Genomic DNA, 19,611 nt, shown 5'->3' with positions numbered 1-19,611 from the left:
CTGAAGAGGCGACCGGCAAAGACCTCTAGTCGGTCCGCTCACTATTCACCGCGGTTTCGCCCAGACCGCCACACCCGTTCGCGATGGATGGTTCTGCACTCGGGTTGGGTTCGTAGTTTCGACTCTCCGGCGATATCTCTGCACCTCACGACGCCCGCCACAGCGGCACACGTGGTCCGAGGTCACGTTCTCCGTGCGGTCGTGACCGGACTGAAGCCTGAAAGGGACGTGCTACATCGCTATTATCGGAGTCGGTTCGACGCAACGGTCGGCCGACCGTGATTTGTCACGACTGGACGGCGGACCGACTGACATCTCAATCGTGCGAACTCGAGGTTCGCCCTCGATTCGATGGTGGGGTTCGCGTCGTTGCAGACGATCAGTTACTCTATGGCCCGGTACATCGAGAGGAACCCCCACCGAGCGTCGTATCCCCAGTGAGGTGACCACTGGCCGTCTCGAGACCGTCGCAGTCGACGAAGTGCCGACCGGACCGTCCGTCGCCACGGCCGCTGTAGTCTCTTCGTCGGTATTCGTCGTATCGTCACCTGTAGCCGTTTCAGTACCGTTTCCGGGCAGCGTCTCTCACGTTCAACCCGTCCGCTATCGGTCTTCGGACCACAGTTCGTGAGTGCTGAGAACCCTGTGAACCCGCCGAGGACACCGTCGGCCGGCGAGGACGTCCCGTCCGACACCGCCTCTCTCATCGACAATCGACCTCGAATCCCCCGTCTCCGTCTGCTGTCGCCGTGCATCGACTCGCTTCCCGCCCGTTCCCCACACGGACGAGAATCGAGACTCCCTACTAGTACGTTCCCAACTAGTTGCAGGCGAATCAAATTTGTGTGAGTGAGCGACGTCTTGACCGTTCGGTTATCTGACACCACGTTCCACGCACCGAACCAAGACGTGACGGATACTGGTCGAGAAAATACCACAGGGGGAAGTGACATTCTCGTCACGCGAAACTATGCACGGATTCGAAACTCGGTACAGGGCTCGCCCTTGAGGCGGCAACCATAATTCACGATAGCCTTATTTCGCGAGGCAATCCTGGACGTGACCGGCGTTGCGAATCTACCGACCACGATGGGCCATCGCTATCGGCCCGAGACCGGCAACCCCGTCTCTGTAATTGGTCAGGGTACCACGAATATCGGGAATTTCCCATACTCGAGAGCGGCGCCGAGACGAGCACAGACCATCCCACGTGTCGAGAGTTGGCAAGCCCGTTCCGTCGTGTTTCGTCAACCGTCGAAGCGGGTGCGCGCGGAACGAACCGCCGCGGCAGACGGGGCAATTCATATCGTCAATGTAACGTGAACGGAGCGCCGCGGTTATGCTCCCGATAAGGAAAATGAGGATTAATTTATCGCGAGTATGGCCAATGACGTACGCGTGTTATTCGCTGACCCGAGATGTCGGCTCGTCGGGTCCGACAGTGGCTATTGGATCATCTCGGGGGACCGACCTGACGCCATCGAACGAGTTCTCACGAGCGCTAGTTCCCCCCGACACGCCTGGAACGACCTCGACGGCGTCGTCGAAGATGCCGTCGTCGTACACATCTCGACTCGATTAGACGGCGCTCACGCGATCGATGCATTCAGGAGCGTGACAGCGACGAGAGAACTGTACACGCTCCGGGGGTCAGACGGTGACGTAGTAGTGACGGACCACTTCCGAAACGCCCTCGCCCACCTGGACGTCTCAGATAGGACGGTCACAACGGCGGCCATCGCCGACCATCTGCTGTTCAGAGCACCGATCGAACCGGAGACGTACGTGTCGCGAGTCGATGCACTCGGACAGGGGACGTGGCTTCAGTGGTCGCTCCGAGACGACGACCAGACGCGGACGCAGGTGTCACGTCTCTCCGGAAGTAGCGGGGACGATGCGTCGGAGGCTCTGGCTCCAGACGACGCACCTGCTGTCATTGATCGGACGCTCTCTTCACTCCTCGAGGACGTCTGTGGGAACGATACGGTCGCGACGATGCTCTCCGGTGGCGTCGACTCAACCCTCTTACACACCTACCGCGAAGACGAGCCGTCGCTCGTCATCCAACTCGACAGTCCAGAGGTCGCGTTCGAGTGCGAGTACGCCGACCGTGCAGCTTCGTTACTCGACGCGATGCCACGGTACGTCGATATCGACGAATCGGAGTATCTCTCTCACCTCGAAACAAGTATCGACCGCCTCGGGTTCCCCTCACACTACGTCCAGACTGCTCTTACGGACGCAGCCTTCGCTCGTGACAGCGACTCGACCGACGCCTACCTCAACGGCGAGGGTGCCGACGCACTTTTCGGGCTGCCAGGAGCGAAGGGGCTGCGAATCGCGACGTGGTTCGACTCGCTTCTCGCATACGTCCCCGACCGTACGTCGACGGTGGTTCCGGAGACCCTTTCCGTCAAGTTCGATTCGTTGCTACGCATCGCCACCCAGATGAGGCGACATCCCGCCGACCCGGACTCGTTCGCCGTTCAACTCCCCTTCTTTACTGATGGCGACGTAGTCGCCACGGCACTCGGCACAGAGACTGTGGACCGACGCGTCCAGGCACAGTACGACTATCTCACTCAGCGAGTCGATCTCGCCGCTAACGACGTATTCTCGAAGCACGCCGCGTACGGCCATCTGTACAGCTTCTTCCGCCACAACACATGCGGACAGTGGCGTCAACTGGCGTACTCCCACGACAAGACGATAGTGTATCCGTTCCGATGTGAACGGCTGGCCCGTCGTGGACTCGCAGTCCCCACTCATCGGCGCTACATTCAGGGACTTCGAGACGTGGGAACCCTCGGACCGAGGTATCTCGAGCCGAAATACCTGTTGAAATCCCTCCTCGCCGAACGCTGCGCCGACTATCCCGTCAAGCAGCAGAAGGGCTCGGGAGCGCTGCCGATAGAACGGTACTTCGAATCCGGGCCACTCGCCACTGTTTTTGACCGGTACGATCCGCCAGCCTTTATTCCCGACTCGATGTACGCGGACCACGTCGAATCGTACGGACCGGTGACGTGGAATCTCATCACCTATGCAATCTGGCGCGACCGCGTCCTCTCGAATCCTGATATCGAACCAGTCGAAGGCTCTCGTGAATGGATCCAGTCAATCTCCGAGAAGTCCTACAATAGCCACGGGTCCGTTTACAAAATCGACTGATCGCTAGTAGTAGCCAGCTATGCACTCAGACGACCGAGACAGTCCCCCTCGTGACCTCTTCTACAACCTGGTTCGTCGTCTGAGAATCAGTACCTCACAAAGCGTTCCTGCTCACTCAGGCTGAAGCCGCAGTTTTGTCCTGACCGGTAGTGATTACCGATAGCTCTGACCGAAGATTGAGCAGAGTCGTCGCTGTCGGCGGCGGTCAGCCGCCGACGCGACGGCGTTGCCACTCGCAGAGAGGCTGGCTCGGTCGAGCGTTAGCGGTGGAACCGATCGTCCGGTGGCCGATTTGCAGGGACGGCCCGACGCACCGCGAGGGCCGTCCATGCTGCCCGGCACACCATCTTGATGAACTCCTTGAAAGACCACGACCAGAGGCGACGCCCGCCACGGCGGGGCGTCGCCACATATTCCCAGTGCAAGTACCGCCAAACGTTCTGTAACAGCAGACTCACCACGACGTACAACAGCCGAACCACCGGATTTTGCGTTGTCGTCGTTGCAATGCTTTGCTCGGAGAGCCGGTACGTCGCCTCGATACCGAAGCGTTTCGCGTAGTGGTATCGGGCGTCGCGTGGTGAGTCGATAAACGGCGCGTCAGCGGCGTAGCCGTGACGCGCCACCCCATGTTCGTCGTACCGCCCGTTTTGGTAGGAACAGTCGATGTAAACGGGAAACTCGACGGTCCAGCTGTGACCGTCGAGTTTCGCCGTCAGATCATGCTGGATGACGCGGCTCCAACCTTCCGAGAGTTCCTGCTTGATCGTCTGTCCCCAACGGATGATCGGCATCACGTAGGCGTGGTTGTGCGCCTGAAGCAGCGTGAGACACTTGCTATCGTAAAATTCACGGTCAAGATAGACGGCCTTGACCTCAGCGTCAAGGCCGTCGAGAATCCCAAGAAACTCAGCAAGGACGCTGCTGGCGGTGTCGCCGTCGGTGAGACGGCGCACCGCCAGCGTATAGCGCTTGTTCTGTACACGCGCGTAGAGAGTGGCATAGGCATGGAACGCGGTGGTTCCACGTTTCGCTTCCGAGTGATAGAGACCGTCTGTGTCGTTTTCATCACCATAGTAGGGCCGCAGGTGGAGGTCGGCGACGACCTCCACCTGCTCAGGAAGGACCTCAAGCACGTTCTTCTGAAGGAGCGCGTTCCCGGCTCGTTCAACCGATTCGAGCTCGAATTTCTCGCGGAGGTGGTACAGAACCGTGTTTTCGTGGGGCGAGTCTGCGCTGTTCTCACAGAGTTTGGAGACCGAGGTCCCGTCGGCGCACGCGCCGACGAGGACCTCGTAGATGTCTTCTGCGTCGACCTCAGCATTCTTGCCGAGGTCAAGATCGACTTCCTCGTCAATGGAGTTGACGAGGAAGTTAAGGAGCTGGTCCTCGTGGATTGAACCGTCCGCTTGCTTTGCTTGCTTGGACACAACTCAGCAAGCGGACTTCTCAATTAACGGCTTTGTGAAGTACTGAGAATACGATTGCGAGAGCGGCGAGACGACCGATCGAGCTATCGATCCGAGTTCGTCGATTCCGTCACAGTATCACCGTACAGAAACGTTTCAGACGATGTACTGACGGCCGATTCGATTTCGTCATCCTCCCGTGCGCGTTTCACGGTGGACGTGAGAGCTTCGAAGCGACGTCCTCGGTGGACGTCACCGCGTCGCTGATCGAATGTGACAACGTCGTGTTCCTCGAGTCGCGGGAGATGGTTGTGTAGCAGTCCCACGACGATCGATTTCCGCTGTTCGTCGGACACCGATTCGATCGAGACGTTCTGTTCCCATGCGGCGACTTGCGATGCTAACCTGTCGATGCTCGCGTGGTCGTTGTCGAAGAGGTAATACAGGACGTATCGACGGCGCGATTCTGACAGCAGTTCGTAACGAGCATCCAGATCAGGAGGATCTTCCCCTGTGTCCATATGCCGGTCTTTTCGAAACAGCCGGATAAGTTATGCTCCAAAAATATTTGATACGGGTCGCGCAGGTCGTGTATCGCGATTGAGTTCTCCCGTCTCCGTGCCAGAGAGGAACACTCCCGAAGTTACTGGTCTCGCTACAACCGGTTATGGATACGCAATAACCCGGCTGGCGACCGCCAGTGCGGTCGCTCGCCGGGTGAAAGATGGAAGGAGTATGAGTGGTCGGCGGCGAAACGGGCTTCCCAGAGGCTCGCGCACTCCAGTACTGGCCGTAACGCAGGCGAGCTTATCTTCCGTGTTCGGGATGGGTACGGGAGGCACCTCGCCGCTGTGGCCGCCGTAATGCCGATCGACGGAATCGAACCGCCGTCAAACCATAATCGGTGGACGGTGTCTGCGTTGTGGGCGTCTATCTGTGACCGATGTGTATGTGTAGTCCAGTATGCGTCCGGACCCGCTCGCGTGTCACGGATCCAATGCGATGTAGTGTATGAGTGTGTGGCTCGATCAGTTAGTGCTCGCGGGCTCAACACCTCGTTGCCTTGGTGCGTACACCCCGAGTCTATCGACCTCGTCTTCTACGAGTGATCTCGGTGGTATCTCTTTTTCAGGTGGGTTTCGAGCTTAGATGCGTTCAGCTCTTACCCCGTGGTGCGTCGCTGCCCGGCGCGTGCCCTCTCGGACAGCCGGTACACGAGTGGCACCCATTCGTAGTTCCTCTCGTACTATACGAACGTTCCCGTCAGATACCGTTACACCCCCAATAGATAGCAGCCGACCTGTCTCACGACGGTCTAAACCCAGCTCACGACCTCCTTTAATAGGCGAACAACCTCACCCTTGCCCGCTTCTGCACGGGCAGGATGGAGGGAACCGACATCGAGGTAGCAAGCCACCCGGTCGATATGTGCTCTTGCGGGTGACGACTCTGTTATCCCTAAGGTAGCTTTTCTGTCAGCAATCGCCCGCATCAAGCAGGCTGATTGGTTCGCTAGACCACGCTTTCGCGTCAGCGTCCATCGTTGTGCTGGACACTGTCAGACTTCCGTATGCTCTTGCGCTCTTTCCCGCGTCTCCGACACGGGTGAGGAAATCTTGGGGCGCGCCCGATATCTTTTCAGGCGCGTACCGCCCCAGTCAAACTGCCCGGCTACCAGTGTCCTCCGCCAGGAGTGAGAGTCGCAGTCACCATCGGGTAGTATTTCAGTGATGCCTCGGTGGCCCGCTAGCGCGGGTACCTGTGTAGCGGCTCCTACCTATGCTGCACAATGGCGACCACGTCTCAGTGACAGCCTGCAGTAAAGCTCTATAGGGTCTTCGCTTCCCCTTGGGGGTCTCCAGACTCCGCACTGGAACGTACAGTTCACCGGGCCCAACGTTGGGACAGTGGCGCTCTCGTTGATCCATTCATGCAAGCCGCTACTGAAGCGGCAAGGTACTACGCTACCTTAAGAGGGTCATAGTTACCCCCGCCGTTAACAGGTCCTTCGTCCCCTTGTACGGGGTGTTCAGATACCTGCACTGGGCAGGATTCAGTGACCGTACGAGTCCTTGCGGATTTGCGGTCACCTATGTTGTTACTAGACAGTCGGAGCGCCCGAGTCACTGCGACCTGCCTCTTTCCGAGGCAGGCATCCCTTATTGCGAACGTACGGGACTAACTTGCCGAATTCCCTAACGTCGGTTGCTCCCGACAGACCTTGGCTTTCGCCGCCACGAGTACCTGTGTCGGATCTCGGTACGGACAGTGTGCTCGCCTTTTCACGGGCTCTAGGTTGACCTGACTTGCGCTATCCAGCCGTTCAACCGCTTCGTGCCATTACGGCTTCCACGATTTTTGACTGTTCGACTGGGCGAAGGCCCAGCTCAGGCGGCCCCAAAGCGTCGGCTTTGAGTGCACACTGGCATAGGAATATTAACCTATTTCCCTGTTGTCAGCTTCGACTTGCGGGCTGACTTAGGACCGGCTAACCCTCAGCTGATTAGCATTGCTGAGGAACCCTTACTCGTTCGGCCGTCGGGGTTCTAACCCGACTAACGCTGCTACTATGACCAGGATTTTCGTTACTGAACGGTCCACACGAACTCTCGTCCGTGCTTCCATCCGAACAGAACGCCAACCTACAAGATTGCGGTATGATCCGCACTGCTAGGTCTCGGTGGTGGATTTGAGCCCCGATCATTTTGGGCGCCTCAAACCTCGGCCGGTAAGCTGTTACGCTTTTCTTAGAGGGTAGCTGCTTCTAAGCTCACCTCCCGGCTGTCTAGGGCTTGAGACCACCTTCGATCGCACTTAATCCACACTTGGGGACCTTAACCCAGCTCTGGGTTGTCTCCCTCACGGTACACAGGCTTACCCCGCGCACCGGACTCCCTGCGTCAAACGACGTTCGTAGGTTCGGAGTTGGACAGGGGGGCGCACTCCTCTCGGAGTGCGGTCCCCCAATCCGTTGCTCTACCCCACGAACTATCTCGGCAGAGGTCATGCTTCGACATGTTTCGGTTGGAACCAGCTGTTTCCGGACTCGATGGGCCTTTCACCCCTAGACGTAGATCACGAGAGGGTATTGTAGGACACCAACTCTAACAGGCCTCCACGTACCTTTCGGTACGCTTCACCTTGTCCACGCCTAGATCGTCCGGTTTCGGGTCGTGCCCGTTTGACTCCCCGCGCTTGAACACGGCGGCCCTCACACATAGTGCTGCGGCCCTGTCGGTTTCCCTTCGCCTTCCTCGATGATCGAGTTAGACTCGTCAAACAGGCACACTCCCTGGTTCGTTTTTCAAAACGTACGACAGAACACCGGCTTCCCGTGATTCTTACTAGTAGCTCGCGCTACGGTCATTTCTCACGGGACCTTTCGTGCCCCGTCGCTCCATCGCCAACTGATTTCACGCCCTATTGCACCTCCCTTCTTGGGGTGCTTTTCAGCGTTCGCTCACGCTACTTGTTCGCTATCGGTCTTGAGGAGTGTTTAGTCTTCGCGGTCGATGCCCGCGAGATTCACGAGAGATATCCAACCCCCGATACTCTGGAGCTGACTCGTTCTCTACTCGTCAACAGTACGGGACTGTCACCCTGTCTCGTGCTCCGTTCCAGGAGACTTCGTGTCGCGTTTCAGGAAGTGATCGTCAGTCCGAACACCACATTGCCCGAAGGCTTCGGTTTGGACTGTATCGCGTTCATTCGCCATTACTTACGACATCGCGTTTGCTTTCTTTTCCTGTCGGTACTAAGATGTTTCAATTCCCGACGTTCCCCATTGCGCGAAGCAATTGCGGTGGGGATTCCCATTCGGAGATCCTATGTTCTTCGCCTCCGTGCGGCTCCCATAGGCTTATCGCAGCTTGGCACGTCCTTCTTCAGCTCTCAAGCCGAGCGATCCACCAGCTGGCACAGTAGCCACGTTCATCGGATCGGCGTTGCGACAGAGTCGCAACATCGTGACCCGGGAACGGGTCCAGTGGACGCCTGGACTACACGTACACACGGTCTCATCTGCACGCCAGTAGACAGCTGGCGTGCATTAACCCTTCCCACCCACGTTTGCACGGGGTGGTGCATCGGTTAGCTTCGGATTGATTCGTAGCGCCCTCTCCCACTTAAGGGGAGTGATTCGCTCCGAATCGCACCGAGTCATGGACCCACAGGGATTCGAACCCTGGGCATCCTCCTTGCAAAGGAGGCACTCTACCACTGAGCTATGGGCCCACGCCCGCCTCCGGGAGGCGGGCGGGGAGTTGGGTGTTAGCCCTGGTAGTTCTGAGGTGCCCGATCGGCCAGTCGGGTGACTGTCGCGATCGAACGTGAATGCGGTTCGAAAACCGCTATCCGCAGTGAGCCAGGCGCGTCGGCCTGGTCTCGGTCTGTGGAGGTGATCCAGCCGCAGATTCCCCTACGGCTACCTTGTTACGACTTAAGCCCCCTTGCGGAGCCCAGATTCGACCGCTGTTACAGCGGCCTCATCCGGACCCCACTCGGGTGCTTTGACGGGCGGTGTGTGCAAGGAGCAGGGACGTATTCACCGCCGTCTTCTGAACGGCGATTACTACCGAATCCAGCTTCATGAGGGCGAGTTTCAGCCCTCAATCCGAACTACGACCGAGTTTCGGAGATTAGCGCCCCCTTTCGGGGTGGCATCCCACTGTCTCGGCCATTGTAGCCCGCGTGTCGCCCAGCACATTCGGGGCATACTGACCTACCGTTGCCCGTTCCTTCCTCCAGTTTGGCACTGGCAGTCCTCCTAATGTACCCAACCACCACAAGGGTGTTGCTGGCAATTAGGAGTGCGGGTCTCGCTCGTTGCCTGACTTAACAGGACGCCTCACGGTACGAGCTGACGGCGGCCATGCACCTCCTCTCAATGGCTCCAGTAAGCTCATCACACTGACCTTCACTGCACATTGTCGATGCTGGTGAGATGTCCGGCGTTGAGTCCAATTAAACCGCAGGCTCCTCCGGTTGTAGTGCTCCCCCGCCAATTCCTTTAAGTTTCATCCTTGCGGACGTACTTCCCAGGCGGTCTGCTTCACGGCTTCCCTACGGCACAACACAGGCTCGTAGCCTGTGTCACACCTAGCAGACATCGTTTACAGCTTGGACTACCCGGGTATCTAATCCGGTTCGTGACCCAAGCTTTCGTCCCTCACCGTCGGATCCGTCCTTCCAGAGCGCTTTCGCCACCGGTGGTCCGTCCAGGATTACGGGATTTCACTCCTACCCCAGACGTACCCTCTGGATCTTCCGGTCCCAAGCCACGCAGTTTCTACCGGACGCCCGCACGTTGAGCGCGCGGATTTCCCGATAGACTTGCGTGGCCAGCTACGGACGCTTTAGGCCCAATAATAGCGGTCATCACTCGTGCTGCCGGTATTACCGCGGCGGCTGGCACCGGTCTTGCCCAGCACTTATTCTACCACCTCCTTACGGTGGTGAAAAGCGAGGACTATATGCCCTCGCACTTGGAGTCCCCTTATCGCACTCTCGTGCAGTGTAAAGGTTTCGCGCCTGCTGCGCCCCGTAGGGCCCGGAATCTTGTCTCAGATTCCGTCTCCGGGCTCTTGCTCTCACAACCCGTACCGATTATCGGCACGGTGGGCCGTTACCCCACCGTCTACCTAATCGGCCGCAGCCACATCCTATGGCGCCGGGGCGTTTCGGGTTCGCGCCACTTCCAGGCTGCGAACCGTATCCCGGATTAGCCTCAGTTTCCCGAGGTTATCCGGGTCCATAGGGTAGTTTGGCCACGTGTTACTGAGCTATCTGCTACGAGTCTGAACTCGTGCAACTAGCATGGCTAAATCGGACTCCAATAGCAATGACCTCCGGCAGGATCAACCGGAATGAATGCTATCTCCCCGAGCTGTGCTCGGGGTCTGGCGGTGAATGTTGGTACACACTCACACATGATATAATGGTCCACGTTCGATGACGACAGCCGATCGCGACGACCGATTGGGCGTCACCGAACTACCAGGGCTAACATCAGATCCCATCTGTACGGCGGACCGCAGGGGTAGGATCCTCATTTCCTTCGGACGTATTCGTAAGCCGTCAGGGGTACATAACCCCTTCGGACTCGCGCCGTCCGAGATGACGGCCCGGGTTGAACGGGCCGTCGATCACGCGTTCGTTGCGTTCTATCCAACTGCCCTCGTACATATAAGGGCGTCGGATCGCGTCCACGCCGAAAACCGCACTCCGGCGGGAGCTTTCGTGCAAACTACAGTACGCGCCCAGTCTATATAAGGACAGCGTACCGTATCGCTGGTAATCCAGCGTTGGGCACGACCGATCCGAGCACCTCACAGTCGACCATCGATCGAGCCGACGGCCACACCGAGATGATGGATAGTATTCTGCCTCCGTGCCGGAACACGGCCGGAGGGAACGTGGCGGCGTGCGCCACGTCGTTTGCATTAGTGAGGAGGCCCCGGCCCCTACATAAGGCCGTCGTCTCGGACGTACAGTGTTCTACGTTGGGCATTCACGAGGAAGACAGCGTCTCGCAGTCTCCGCCGTCTCAGACGATCCGGAACGGAACACGCACGGACCACGGCTGCCGCTTCGAGGGACGGAACCGGCGAGGAGACGAAGAGCGACCGTCCTGAGACCACACAGGTCCCGATACGACGCCTGTGAGAAGACAGGTCTGCAGTCTCGAGACGATTCGTCACTTCGAACTCGAGTTACTGGTCTCCGGAAGCATCCGTTTTCCTTCCAGCAGGCACTCGCGGAGAACCGGCACGCCGTCGTAGAGCCACAGCAGGAACGCGAAGGCGGCGAGTCCGAACTGGAGCCAGACGTACGTCGAGACGTCTCCTGCGAGGAGGTCGGCCAGGTAGCGACCGAACAGCAGTTCGAACGACTCGAAGAATCCGGGGCTGGGAGGTGGTCCGGAAAGGGTCACGACGGGCCAGAGCATGAGTTCGACCTGGACGATCCCCTGACTGACGTAGGAATAGAGGACGTCACCCGGGGGATGCAAGCTGATACCGATCCCAAAGGCGAAGGCGGTTCGCGGACGTCCGACCGCGGACGCGATCGTTCCGACGACGATCGACAGTGGAACGATGAAGAACACGGAGTGACCGATAGCGTACCCCGCGTCGAAGATGCCGTACTCCCACGCGAGCGGCTTGTCGATCAGATCCGGGAGGATCGAGGCCAGGACGACGACGAACGCCTCGAGCCCGCTGGGCGAATCGCGGAAGAGAAGGTGACAGCACACTGAGTACGCGAGATAACCGACGATTGCGTGTTCCCACGGCCACATAGAACGGTGGTTCGGTCGACGAGGAATAGTTATGAAGCACTTGCAGTTCCGGACGCGTTCGATCGGTCTGTTCCACCGATCCGAACCGAAGCGGAAGCGTCGCCGGAAGCTGACGAAAAACGTGAAAGTGACGATTATGGGAAACGTATCGCCATCGGGAAGGGGAAGGCTACGTCTAGGACCCTCGTGTATCGCGACCGAACGGTAGGAAATCGGTCGGCAGACGGCCAAGTATCGATCGAACGTCGTCGGTCACCCGACCGGCGAGCGCGGGTTGGAGAGGGTGTAAATCGCGGCCATCACTCGACTGTTTGTAGGTCGCCCCGCCGTCGGTGCCGCGAGCCGAGAAAGCTGGCGCGAGGAATCGACGAACTCGAGAGCGGAGTCGAACCGGAACGGCGGGGGCGGCCGTCGCACCGAGGGTACCGACCGGACGCGACCGCAGCGGAGCCGACGCTGAACGGGTGGAAGCCCCCGACCCCGGGAGGAGAGGCCCGTCACCGGAAACGAGCAGGTTCGCGGTGACGGCGCCGACGACGGCCAGCACACCGCGGCGTCCGACCGAGCGGCGGCCGCTCACGTTGGCCCCACCGTCGGCAGTTCGCGGACGTACAGATCTTCCTCGAGGCAGTCGAGGATGAACCGGGCGACGTCCGCGCGGTCGATAGACTCGAACCCGAGCGAGACGTCACCGGCGCGGTACTCACCCGTCGGCGCCCTCTCGGTGAGGCGGGGTGCGCGGACGACGGTCCACGCGAGATCGGTCCGTTTCACGCGGTCGACGTGAGCGGCGGCGTCTTCGAGAACTGATCGGGCGAAGAGTTTCAACAGCACGCCCATCGCGCGGCCACCGAGTGACACCGAATCGCCCTCCTGGCGGACGCCGGCACCGACGAGGGTGACGTACCGGTCGACGCCGGCGTCCGTCATCGCCGCGAGGACGTTGTCGCCGGCGACCGTGAGCAGGTCGTCCGGCGACCCGTCGGTCTGTCCGAGGACGGAAACGACAGCGTCCGCGCCCGCGACGGCCTCGGCGACGCCCGTGCCGGTGTAGACGTCACCGGCGACCACGGTCACGTCGTCCGCGAACGGGAGCTTCGCGGGCGAGCGCACGTGGACACCGACGTCGTGGCCGCGTCGTCGCCGCGCTCGAGCGCCAGTCGGCAGAGCGGGCGGCCGGTTCGGCCGGTCGCCCCGAAGACGGTGAGTCGCATGGCCGTCACTTCGGCGCGGCAAATGATAAGCGTGTGACTTCGACGTATCGAAGGATTGACGTCGATATCGTTCCCGAGGCGATAATTCGAAAACGAAGCTTTAGTTCTGCGACGTCCGAGGGACGGTATGGACGAGGAGTCGACAGAAGACTGGCGATCGAACGGTGCAGACGTGCGCAAGGGCGAGACGACGCCGAAGGGGGTCGGAACGGTGCCGGGGCTGGACGCCGGGCGAACGCGGGAGACGGCCAGTGCGCTCCGCGATCGACTCAAGCCCAGGGAGCGCGAGCGCGTCGAACGGACTGTCGCGGAGTTACTCGACCTCTTTGGGAGGGCCCACGCGATGGCGGTTCTCTCGGCGTTCGCCTTTGCCGGTGAACCGCTTCGCTTCTCGGCCCTCGAGGATCGCCTGGAGGTGCCGGCGAACACGCTCTCCGAACGACTCAGAGAGCTAGTCGAGGCGGGGTTGTTGCGACGGGAGGCCTACGACGAAGTCCCGCCCCGAGTCGAATACGAACCGACGGAGAAGGGCCACGCGGTGTTTCCGGCCTTCGGCCACCTGCACGCGTGGGCCATCGAGCACGACCTCGAGCCGGTCGACCAGTGACCGAGCGTCGAAAGTTCGAAAATCGAAATTACCTAGTGGGTTCGAACTCGCAGATATATCCCGACGCCCGGCCTACGACGACTGTGACCGACTACGCTATCGAGGCCCGTGACGTGGCGGTAACGTACGCAGACGGGACCGAAGCGGTCCGAGGTGTCGACCTGCTCGTGGACGAGGGGGAGTTTTTTGGATTTCTCGGGCCAAACGGTGCCGGGAAAACGACGGTGATCAAGACGCTGGTAACGTTGCTGCGACCGACCGAAGGTTCGATAGCGGTGAACGGATTCGACGCTATCGCGGACCCGCATCACGTGCGCGCGACGGTCGGGTATATGGCACAGGAGACGAGTATCGATCCCGAGCTAACGGCGCGCGAGAACCTCCGGTTCGCGTGCGATGCCTACGGCGTCGGACGAGCCGATCGAAGCGACCGAATCGACGAACTTCTCGAGCTCGTGGAGCTAACCGACGTCGAGGACAAGGTCGCCGACGACTTCTCGGGTGGGATGAAAAAGCGCCTCGACGCGGCTACCGCGCTAGTTCACCGGCCGCGGTTGGTGTTTCTCGACGAACCAACGACCGGGCTCGATCCGGCGGCACGGAATCGCCTCTGGGAGTACTTCCGGCGGATAAACGACGCAGGGACGACAGTGTTCCTGACGACCCAGTATCTCGAGGAGGCGGACCAGCTGTGCGACCGGTTGTCGGTTATTCAGAGCGGGTCGGTGGTCGCGGAGGGAACGCCGGTCGAACTGAAACGCCGGGTTGGCGGCGAGATTCTCGCGGTCGAACTGGTGGATCCCGATTCGAGCGAACGCGCGGTGACGGTGGCCCGCGACGAGAGGCTGTTCGCGGAGGGGGCGACGATCGAACCGACGAAGTCGGGATTGAAAGTGACTGCACGCGACGCGCGAACGCGCGGGACGGACTTACTGGTCGCGTTACGCGACGCCGGGATCGACGTGATCGGATTCGATATCCGAGCACCGACGCTCGACGACGTGTTCCTGGCGGTGACGGACGAGCGTCCCGAACCGTCCGCTGCCGACGGTGAGCCGACGCCGAACGGGAGCGCTCAGTCCGAGACGATCGGTGATGGCGGGCGCGACTCGAGCGGCGAGCGGGACAGCGCCGTCGGTGGCGGCGGGGCCGGCGATGCCGATGGCGAGGAGGTGGACCGATGAGCACACCGAGCGTGGACGGCCACGGCGGGAGCTTCGCGAGCGACGTCTGGGTGACGTTCGTTCGGTGGACGATCAAGTCGGTTCGAAACCCGTTCGTTCTCGTGGTCTCGCTCGTCCAGCCGATCATATTCCTCGTGTTGTTCACGCAGGTGTTCGGTGGCGTCGCGACGGGTGCCCTCAAGGGAATCACGTACGAGACATACCTCGTGCCCGCGATCGTGATCCAGGTGGCGCTGGTCGCGGCCGCGACGTCGGGGATCGGACTCGTCAACGACATCGAGACCGGCATGTTCGAAAAGATTCTGGTCAGTCCGATGAATCGAACCGCCGTCTTTCTAGGGAAGACGCTGGCCGAGATCGTTCGGATCGTCGCCCAGGTCACGATCGTGCTGGGACTCGGTGTCGCACTCGGCGCCGAGATCGAGACCGGGGTTATCGGTGCCGTGGCGATCGCGGCCATTTGCGTCGTGTTCTCGATCTGGTTTACCGCGTTCTCTAACGTGCTGGCCGTCGTGACTCGCGACGAAGAGTCGACGATCATCGGGGCGAACCTGCTGCAGTTACCCTTGCTGTTCGTCTCGAGTGCGTTCCTGCCGCTGCCGGCACTCCCGGACTGGATTCAGACCGTTGCGACGTTCAACCCAATCACCTACGGCGTCGACGCCACTCGCGCCGTGATGCTGGGCGAGGACACGATGACGGTCATCGAAGTCACGCGCTTCGACGGACTGTGGAACACGCTGGTACCGGCACTGGCCGTGCTCGTGGGTCTCGCGCTGGTGTTGGGGGCAGTGGCCGTCTACGCGATCGGTCGCGCCGCCAGCGCAGACGTTCAGTGACGGTCCGCTCCGATCGTCGGCCGGGACCGTTCCCGTCGGCGTGAGACCAACCGACACCATTTAGCGAACGTGGTCGTACGGTGAGACATGGATCGATCGGGATTCGTCAAACTCTCACTCATCGCGTTCGGGCTCGTGATCGTGAGCTTCGTCGTCCGCGGGCTCACTCGGATCGTCCTCGAGGTGGAACTCGCGAATCTGGTGCAGGCACCGTTCGCCGTCGTCGGGTTCGGGCTCCTCGTCTATCTGTTCGTCAGGGCGTGCCTCGACGCTGTCGGCATCTGGGAGGTCGAGAACCCCGACGCGTGAGCGGAAGGAAACCGTTTTTCGGCCGCCGTCCGAACCTGACGTCATGACAATCGACGTCCAGGCGATCGCGGACCTCGGGCCGGGCGACCGGGCAGCCTTCTTCGAGCGTGACGCCGGTATCGAAGCGGTCTCGGAAGACGTTCGAGAGATCGTCGATCGCGTCCGCGAGGAAGGCGACGTCGCCGTCCGCGAATTCACGAGTGAGTACGACGGCGTCGAACTCGGAAACCTCGAGATCACCGATCGCTGCGAACGAGCCGTCGACGAAATCGACGAAGAGACGCGAACGGCAATCGAGACGGCCGCGGCGAACGTCCGCGAGTTTCACGAAGCACAGCTACCGGAGGACTGGCAGCGAGAGTTCGGTCCGGGTCGGACGCTCGGTCGGCGGTTTCGACCCCTCGAACGCGTCGGCGTGTACGTCCCCGGCGGCTCGGCGGCGTATCCCTCGAGTGCGATCATGGGCATCGTTCCGGCGGTCGTCGCGGGAGTCGATCACGTCGCCGTCGTCACGCCGCCGGCCGAGGATCTGAATCCCGTCACGTTAGCTGCGATCCACGCCGCGGGCGCGGACGCCGTCTACAGCGTCGGCGGTGCACAGGCCATCGCGGGGCTCGCCTACGGGACGGAGACGATCGACCGCGTGCAGAAGATCGTCGGTCCCGGGAACAAGTGGGTGACGGCAGCAAAAGGCGCAGTTCGCGGCGACGTCGAGATCGACTTCCTCGCGGGACCGAGCGAAGTCGTCGTGATCGCCGACGAGACGGCGGCGCCCGATCTGGTCGCGGCGGAACTGGTCGCGCAGGCCGAACACGATCCAAACGGGTCGGTTGTGGCCGTCACCGACGACGAAACGACCGCCGACGCCGTGGCTGCAGCCGTCGACGAGCAGGTGAGCCAACGGGAGCGCGAGGACGTCATTCGTGAGGCCCTTACAAACGACGCGAGCGGTGTCCTCCACGCCCGGTCGATGAGCGAGGCCATCCTCTTCGCGGAGGCGTACGCACCCGAACACCTCTCGATACTCGCGGCCGACGACGAATCGATCCTCGAGCGGATCGACAGCGCGGGCAGCGTTTTCCTCGGGCCGAACACCCCCGTGGCTGCCGGCGACTACGCGAGCGGCACCAACCACGTCCTTCCGACCGACGGCGGGGCGCGGGTGACCGGCGGCCTCTCGGTCGAAACGTTCCTCCGCTCGACGACGGTCCAGCGACTCTCCGGGGACGGACTCGCCGATCTGGGAGAGACGATCACCACCCTCGCCGACGCGGAGGGACTCGAAGCGCACGCTGAAAGCGTTCGAATCCGACTCGAGGACGAAACAAATCGTAACGAGCAGTAATACAATGTAGTGCTCTGTAGGATCGCTAGACGGCGTCGCCTCAATCTCGTTATCTTCGTAGAAAGCGAAGAGACGGATTACTTTGGTATCCGAATTCCGTCTCCTCACCCGAGAAATCGTTGCGAAAGCTAAAAACGTTGTCGAGAATCCGGACGAACCCGCCGACCCCGTAGGGGGTGGCGGGTTCGCCGAATGGGCGATGCTCACGTTGCAAGCACTGCGGATCGAACTCGGGAAATCCTACCGCCAGACAATCGATCTGTTGAGCGAAATGCCCGGCATTCTCGACGAAATCGGCCTCACGCGGCTTCCGCATTTTACCGTCCTGCGTGACTGGTTTGAGACTATCTCGATGGAGACCTATCGTGCGTTTCTCGGCGAATCAGCCGAGAAACGCACTGGCCATGCCGCGATCGACTCGACTGGTTTCGACCGCGACCAGCCCTCGCGGTACTACGCGACGCGAAAACACTACCGCGTTCGCTCGCTCAAAGTCACTGCCCTCGTGGACGTGAAAACGCTGTACGTCTACGATGTTCACTGTACGACCACGAAAAAACATGATGCGAAGATTGGTCCGCAGGTCGCTCGGCGAAACGCCGAGGACCTGCGGTCATTGGCCGCTGACCGTGCTTACGATGGAAAGCCATTCCGAGACGATCTTCATCTTGATCGCATCCGACCGTTGATCAAACACCGGATCTACTCCTCGCTCGACCGGGCACACAACGCCCGGATGAGCAGCTGCTGGTACAATCGCCGCTGGATGGTTGAGACTGTCTTTTCGTCGATCAAGCGCACGCTCGGCTCCGCCGTGCGTGCGCGAAGCTGGCACCTCGAATTCCGCGAGATGGTGCTCAAATGTGCCGTCTACAATCTTCGTCGAACAGTTAGATATCCGTAGAATCAACCGCAGTGTATCGGTTTTCGACCGGCGGTGGCATTAGTGAAAACGCCGAAATCAAGCTTCGTCTAGCGATCCTACGAAGCACAATGTAGAGAACGGTAATATACTGTTGCTCGGCGCGGGTTCACGTTGTGGAATTGCAAATTGGTTTTACATAGCTGGAGGACGGAAGAGGAAACGAGATGGAACCGCACGTCGATCCGATGGACGAGCGCGTCCTGGAGCGCAACTACGACTACGCACAGAAAAACGTGCGGCTCCTCTCAATGTGGTACGATTGCGATCTGAAGCGGATGCTCGAATTGCTAGCGAAACACGACATCGAGCTCTCGCGGAACGACAGACAGCAATTCGGGACGTGTTATCAGTCGATTCAACGTCGCTTGCGTCTCTAGAGCAGTGCGACGGGAGGTGTGACCTGGCGGTCGCGAGACGGTTCGTAACCGATAGTAGCTAGCCCGTCCGCGAGCGAAGGGCGTCACAGTTAACATCGTTGCGCCGAAAGGTAGGGACATGAGTACGGACAGTATGGATGGCGGGAAGGCGGAGACGCGCCCGGAGATCGAAGTAACCGAAGACGCAGCGGGTGAGGCCCTCTCACTGCTCGAGAGCGAGGGCCTCGATGCGACGGAAGCCGGGCTTCGACTGTTCGTTCAGCAAGGTGGCTGTGCCGGCCTCTCCTACGGGATGCGATTCGACGACGCACCGGACGAGGACGACACGATCTACGAGCACCACGAGCTGCGCATCTTCGTCGATCCGGCGAGTCTGAAGTACATCGAAGGCAGCGTCCTCGACTACGAGGACGGCTTGCAGGCAGAAGGGTTCCACGTCGACAACCCGAACGTCGTCAGCGAGTGCGGCTGCGGTGAGTCGTTCCGAACGTAACGACCGGAACGGCGGTCCGACTCGCTCGACCCGACTCGTTCCCGTCCGAACTAGTCTCTACATATTGACTCCGTCCACTCTTTTCGACCGTTCCGACGCATCGACACCGTCGGAGAGCCGCAGTCTCGTGCGTCACGGACTCGAAAGAAAGGGATGATCCCCGACGGCGACCGTAATGGCGCGCGTGGTTACTCCTCGAGTTGGAATGCGACGGTGACTTCGGCCTGGTACTCCCTGTCGTCGACACTCGCGACTTCGACGCCGAGTTCGTCGACCTCGATCCAGTGAACGTGCTCCAGCGTCTCTTCCGCGCGGTCGATCGCGTTGTCGGCTGCTGCGTCGAAACTCTCGGGACTGGTGCCAATGAGTGTGATTTTCTTGAATACCATGGCTCGACGTACTACACCGCGTAACGACGTAAAGCTCCCCGTCGGTTCAGTG

16 protein-coding genes, 1 tRNA gene and 3 rRNA genes are annotated in these 19,611 nt (G+C 60.4%); 9 read left to right on the top strand and 11 right to left on the bottom strand.

The features are described 5' to 3' along the window. Positions 1-1,398: 1,398 nt before the first annotated feature. Positions 1,399-3,171: an asparagine synthase-related protein gene (locus NJU76_RS16060; protein ID WP_254530370.1), complete on the top strand. Its 1,773-nt coding sequence runs from the start codon at positions 1,399-1,401 to the stop codon at positions 3,169-3,171. A gap of 260 nt (positions 3,172-3,431) precedes the next feature. Here NJU76_RS16060 and NJU76_RS16055 read toward each other — a convergent pair whose 3' ends face one another. The 10 genes from NJU76_RS16055 to NJU76_RS16010 all read right to left on the bottom strand — a co-directional run bounded on the left by NJU76_RS16055 (position 3,432) and on the right by NJU76_RS16010 (position 13,091). Beyond that, complete coding sequence (locus NJU76_RS16055) at positions 3,432-4,601, bottom strand: ISH3 family transposase (protein WP_254530369.1); 1,170 nt, start codon at positions 4,599-4,601, stop codon at positions 3,432-3,434. Between the two features lie 83 nt (positions 4,602-4,684). Beyond that, complete coding sequence (locus tag NJU76_RS16050; RefSeq protein WP_254530368.1) at positions 4,685-5,101, bottom strand: DUF7344 domain-containing protein; 417 nt, start codon at positions 5,099-5,101, stop codon at positions 4,685-4,687. Positions 5,102-5,321: 220 nt separating this feature from the next. Next, positions 5,322-5,443: ribosomal RNA gene (gene rrf / locus NJU76_RS16045) — 5S ribosomal RNA — on the bottom strand. Between the two features lie 151 nt (positions 5,444-5,594). Beyond that, a 23S ribosomal RNA gene (locus NJU76_RS16040) occupies positions 5,595-8,513 on the bottom strand. A gap of 228 nt (positions 8,514-8,741) precedes the next feature. After that, positions 8,742-8,813 (bottom strand) — tRNA-Ala (locus NJU76_RS16035). 158 nt (positions 8,814-8,971) lie between these two features. Next, a 16S ribosomal RNA gene (locus NJU76_RS16030) occupies positions 8,972-10,446 on the bottom strand. The 16S, 23S and 5S rRNA genes sit together here with 1 tRNA gene alongside, the layout of an rRNA operon. An 828-nt stretch (positions 10,447-11,274) precedes the next feature. Further along, positions 11,275-11,877 carry a metal-dependent hydrolase gene (locus NJU76_RS16025; protein WP_254530367.1) on the bottom strand — a complete coding sequence of 201 codons (603 nt, stop codon included), beginning with the start codon at positions 11,875-11,877 and terminating at the stop codon, positions 11,275-11,277. A 175-nt stretch (positions 11,878-12,052) separates the two neighbouring features. After that, on the bottom strand, positions 12,053-12,457 hold the full coding sequence (locus NJU76_RS16020; protein ID WP_254530366.1) for a hypothetical protein: 405 nt from the start codon (positions 12,455-12,457) through the stop codon (positions 12,053-12,055). Then, complete coding sequence (locus NJU76_RS16015) at positions 12,454-12,990, bottom strand: NAD(P)-dependent oxidoreductase (RefSeq protein ID WP_254530365.1); 537 nt, start codon at positions 12,988-12,990, stop codon at positions 12,454-12,456. Before NJU76_RS16015 ends, NJU76_RS16020 begins: the two co-directional genes overlap by 4 nt. Continuing rightward, positions 12,951-13,091: a hypothetical protein gene (locus tag NJU76_RS16010; protein WP_254530364.1), complete on the bottom strand. Its 141-nt coding sequence runs from the start codon at positions 13,089-13,091 to the stop codon at positions 12,951-12,953. Before NJU76_RS16010 ends, NJU76_RS16015 begins: the two co-directional genes overlap by 40 nt. Positions 13,092-13,218: 127 nt before the next feature. Between NJU76_RS16010 and NJU76_RS16005 the strand changes: the two genes are divergently transcribed. From NJU76_RS16005 to NJU76_RS15970, 8 genes are all read left to right on the top strand, one after another. Next, positions 13,219-13,698 carry a winged helix-turn-helix transcriptional regulator gene (locus NJU76_RS16005; RefSeq protein WP_254530363.1) on the top strand — a complete coding sequence of 160 codons (480 nt, stop codon included), beginning with the start codon at positions 13,219-13,221 and terminating at the stop codon, positions 13,696-13,698. Between the two features lie 83 nt (positions 13,699-13,781). Then, positions 13,782-14,882 (top strand): ABC transporter ATP-binding protein, encoded by a 1,101-nt coding sequence (locus tag NJU76_RS16000; RefSeq protein WP_254530362.1) that lies wholly within the window; start codon positions 13,782-13,784, stop codon positions 14,880-14,882. Next, positions 14,879-15,721 carry an ABC transporter permease gene (locus tag NJU76_RS15995; RefSeq protein WP_254530361.1) on the top strand — a complete coding sequence of 281 codons (843 nt, stop codon included), beginning with the start codon at positions 14,879-14,881 and terminating at the stop codon, positions 15,719-15,721. Before NJU76_RS16000 ends, NJU76_RS15995 begins: the two co-directional genes overlap by 4 nt. 87 nt (positions 15,722-15,808) lie before the next feature. Continuing rightward, a complete protein-coding gene (locus NJU76_RS15990) occupies positions 15,809-16,030 on the top strand; it encodes a hypothetical protein (RefSeq protein WP_254530360.1) in 222 nt (73 codons plus the stop codon). A gap of 43 nt (positions 16,031-16,073) precedes the next feature. Continuing rightward, the gene (hisD, locus tag NJU76_RS15985) at positions 16,074-17,375 is read left to right on the top strand and encodes a histidinol dehydrogenase (protein WP_254530359.1); all 1,302 of its coding nucleotides are present in this window, start codon (positions 16,074-16,076) and stop codon (positions 17,373-17,375) included. 82 nt (positions 17,376-17,457) lie between these two features. Continuing rightward, a complete protein-coding gene (locus tag NJU76_RS15980; protein WP_254528552.1) occupies positions 17,458-18,279 on the top strand; it encodes an IS5 family transposase in 822 nt (273 codons plus the stop codon). Between the two features lie 185 nt (positions 18,280-18,464). Then, the gene (locus tag NJU76_RS15975; protein WP_254530358.1) at positions 18,465-18,677 is read left to right on the top strand and encodes a hypothetical protein; all 213 of its coding nucleotides are present in this window, start codon (positions 18,465-18,467) and stop codon (positions 18,675-18,677) included. 118 nt (positions 18,678-18,795) lie between these two features. Beyond that, complete coding sequence (locus NJU76_RS15970) at positions 18,796-19,170, top strand: HesB/IscA family protein (protein ID WP_254530357.1); 375 nt, start codon at positions 18,796-18,798, stop codon at positions 19,168-19,170. A gap of 188 nt (positions 19,171-19,358) precedes the next feature. On the opposite strand, the gene NJU76_RS15965 is transcribed toward NJU76_RS15970, so the two are convergent. After that, complete coding sequence (locus NJU76_RS15965) at positions 19,359-19,559, bottom strand: dodecin (RefSeq protein ID WP_254530356.1); 201 nt, start codon at positions 19,557-19,559, stop codon at positions 19,359-19,361. Positions 19,560-19,611 lie beyond the last annotated feature (52 nt).

The sequence above is a fragment of the Natrinema gelatinilyticum genome (genome assembly GCF_024266705.1).
In the GTDB taxonomy this organism is placed as follows: Archaea; Halobacteriota; Halobacteria; order Halobacteriales; family Natrialbaceae; genus Natrinema; species Natrinema gelatinilyticum.
Note: the sequence above shows the minus strand (reverse complement) of the source record. Positions and strands in the feature narration are given on the sequence as shown.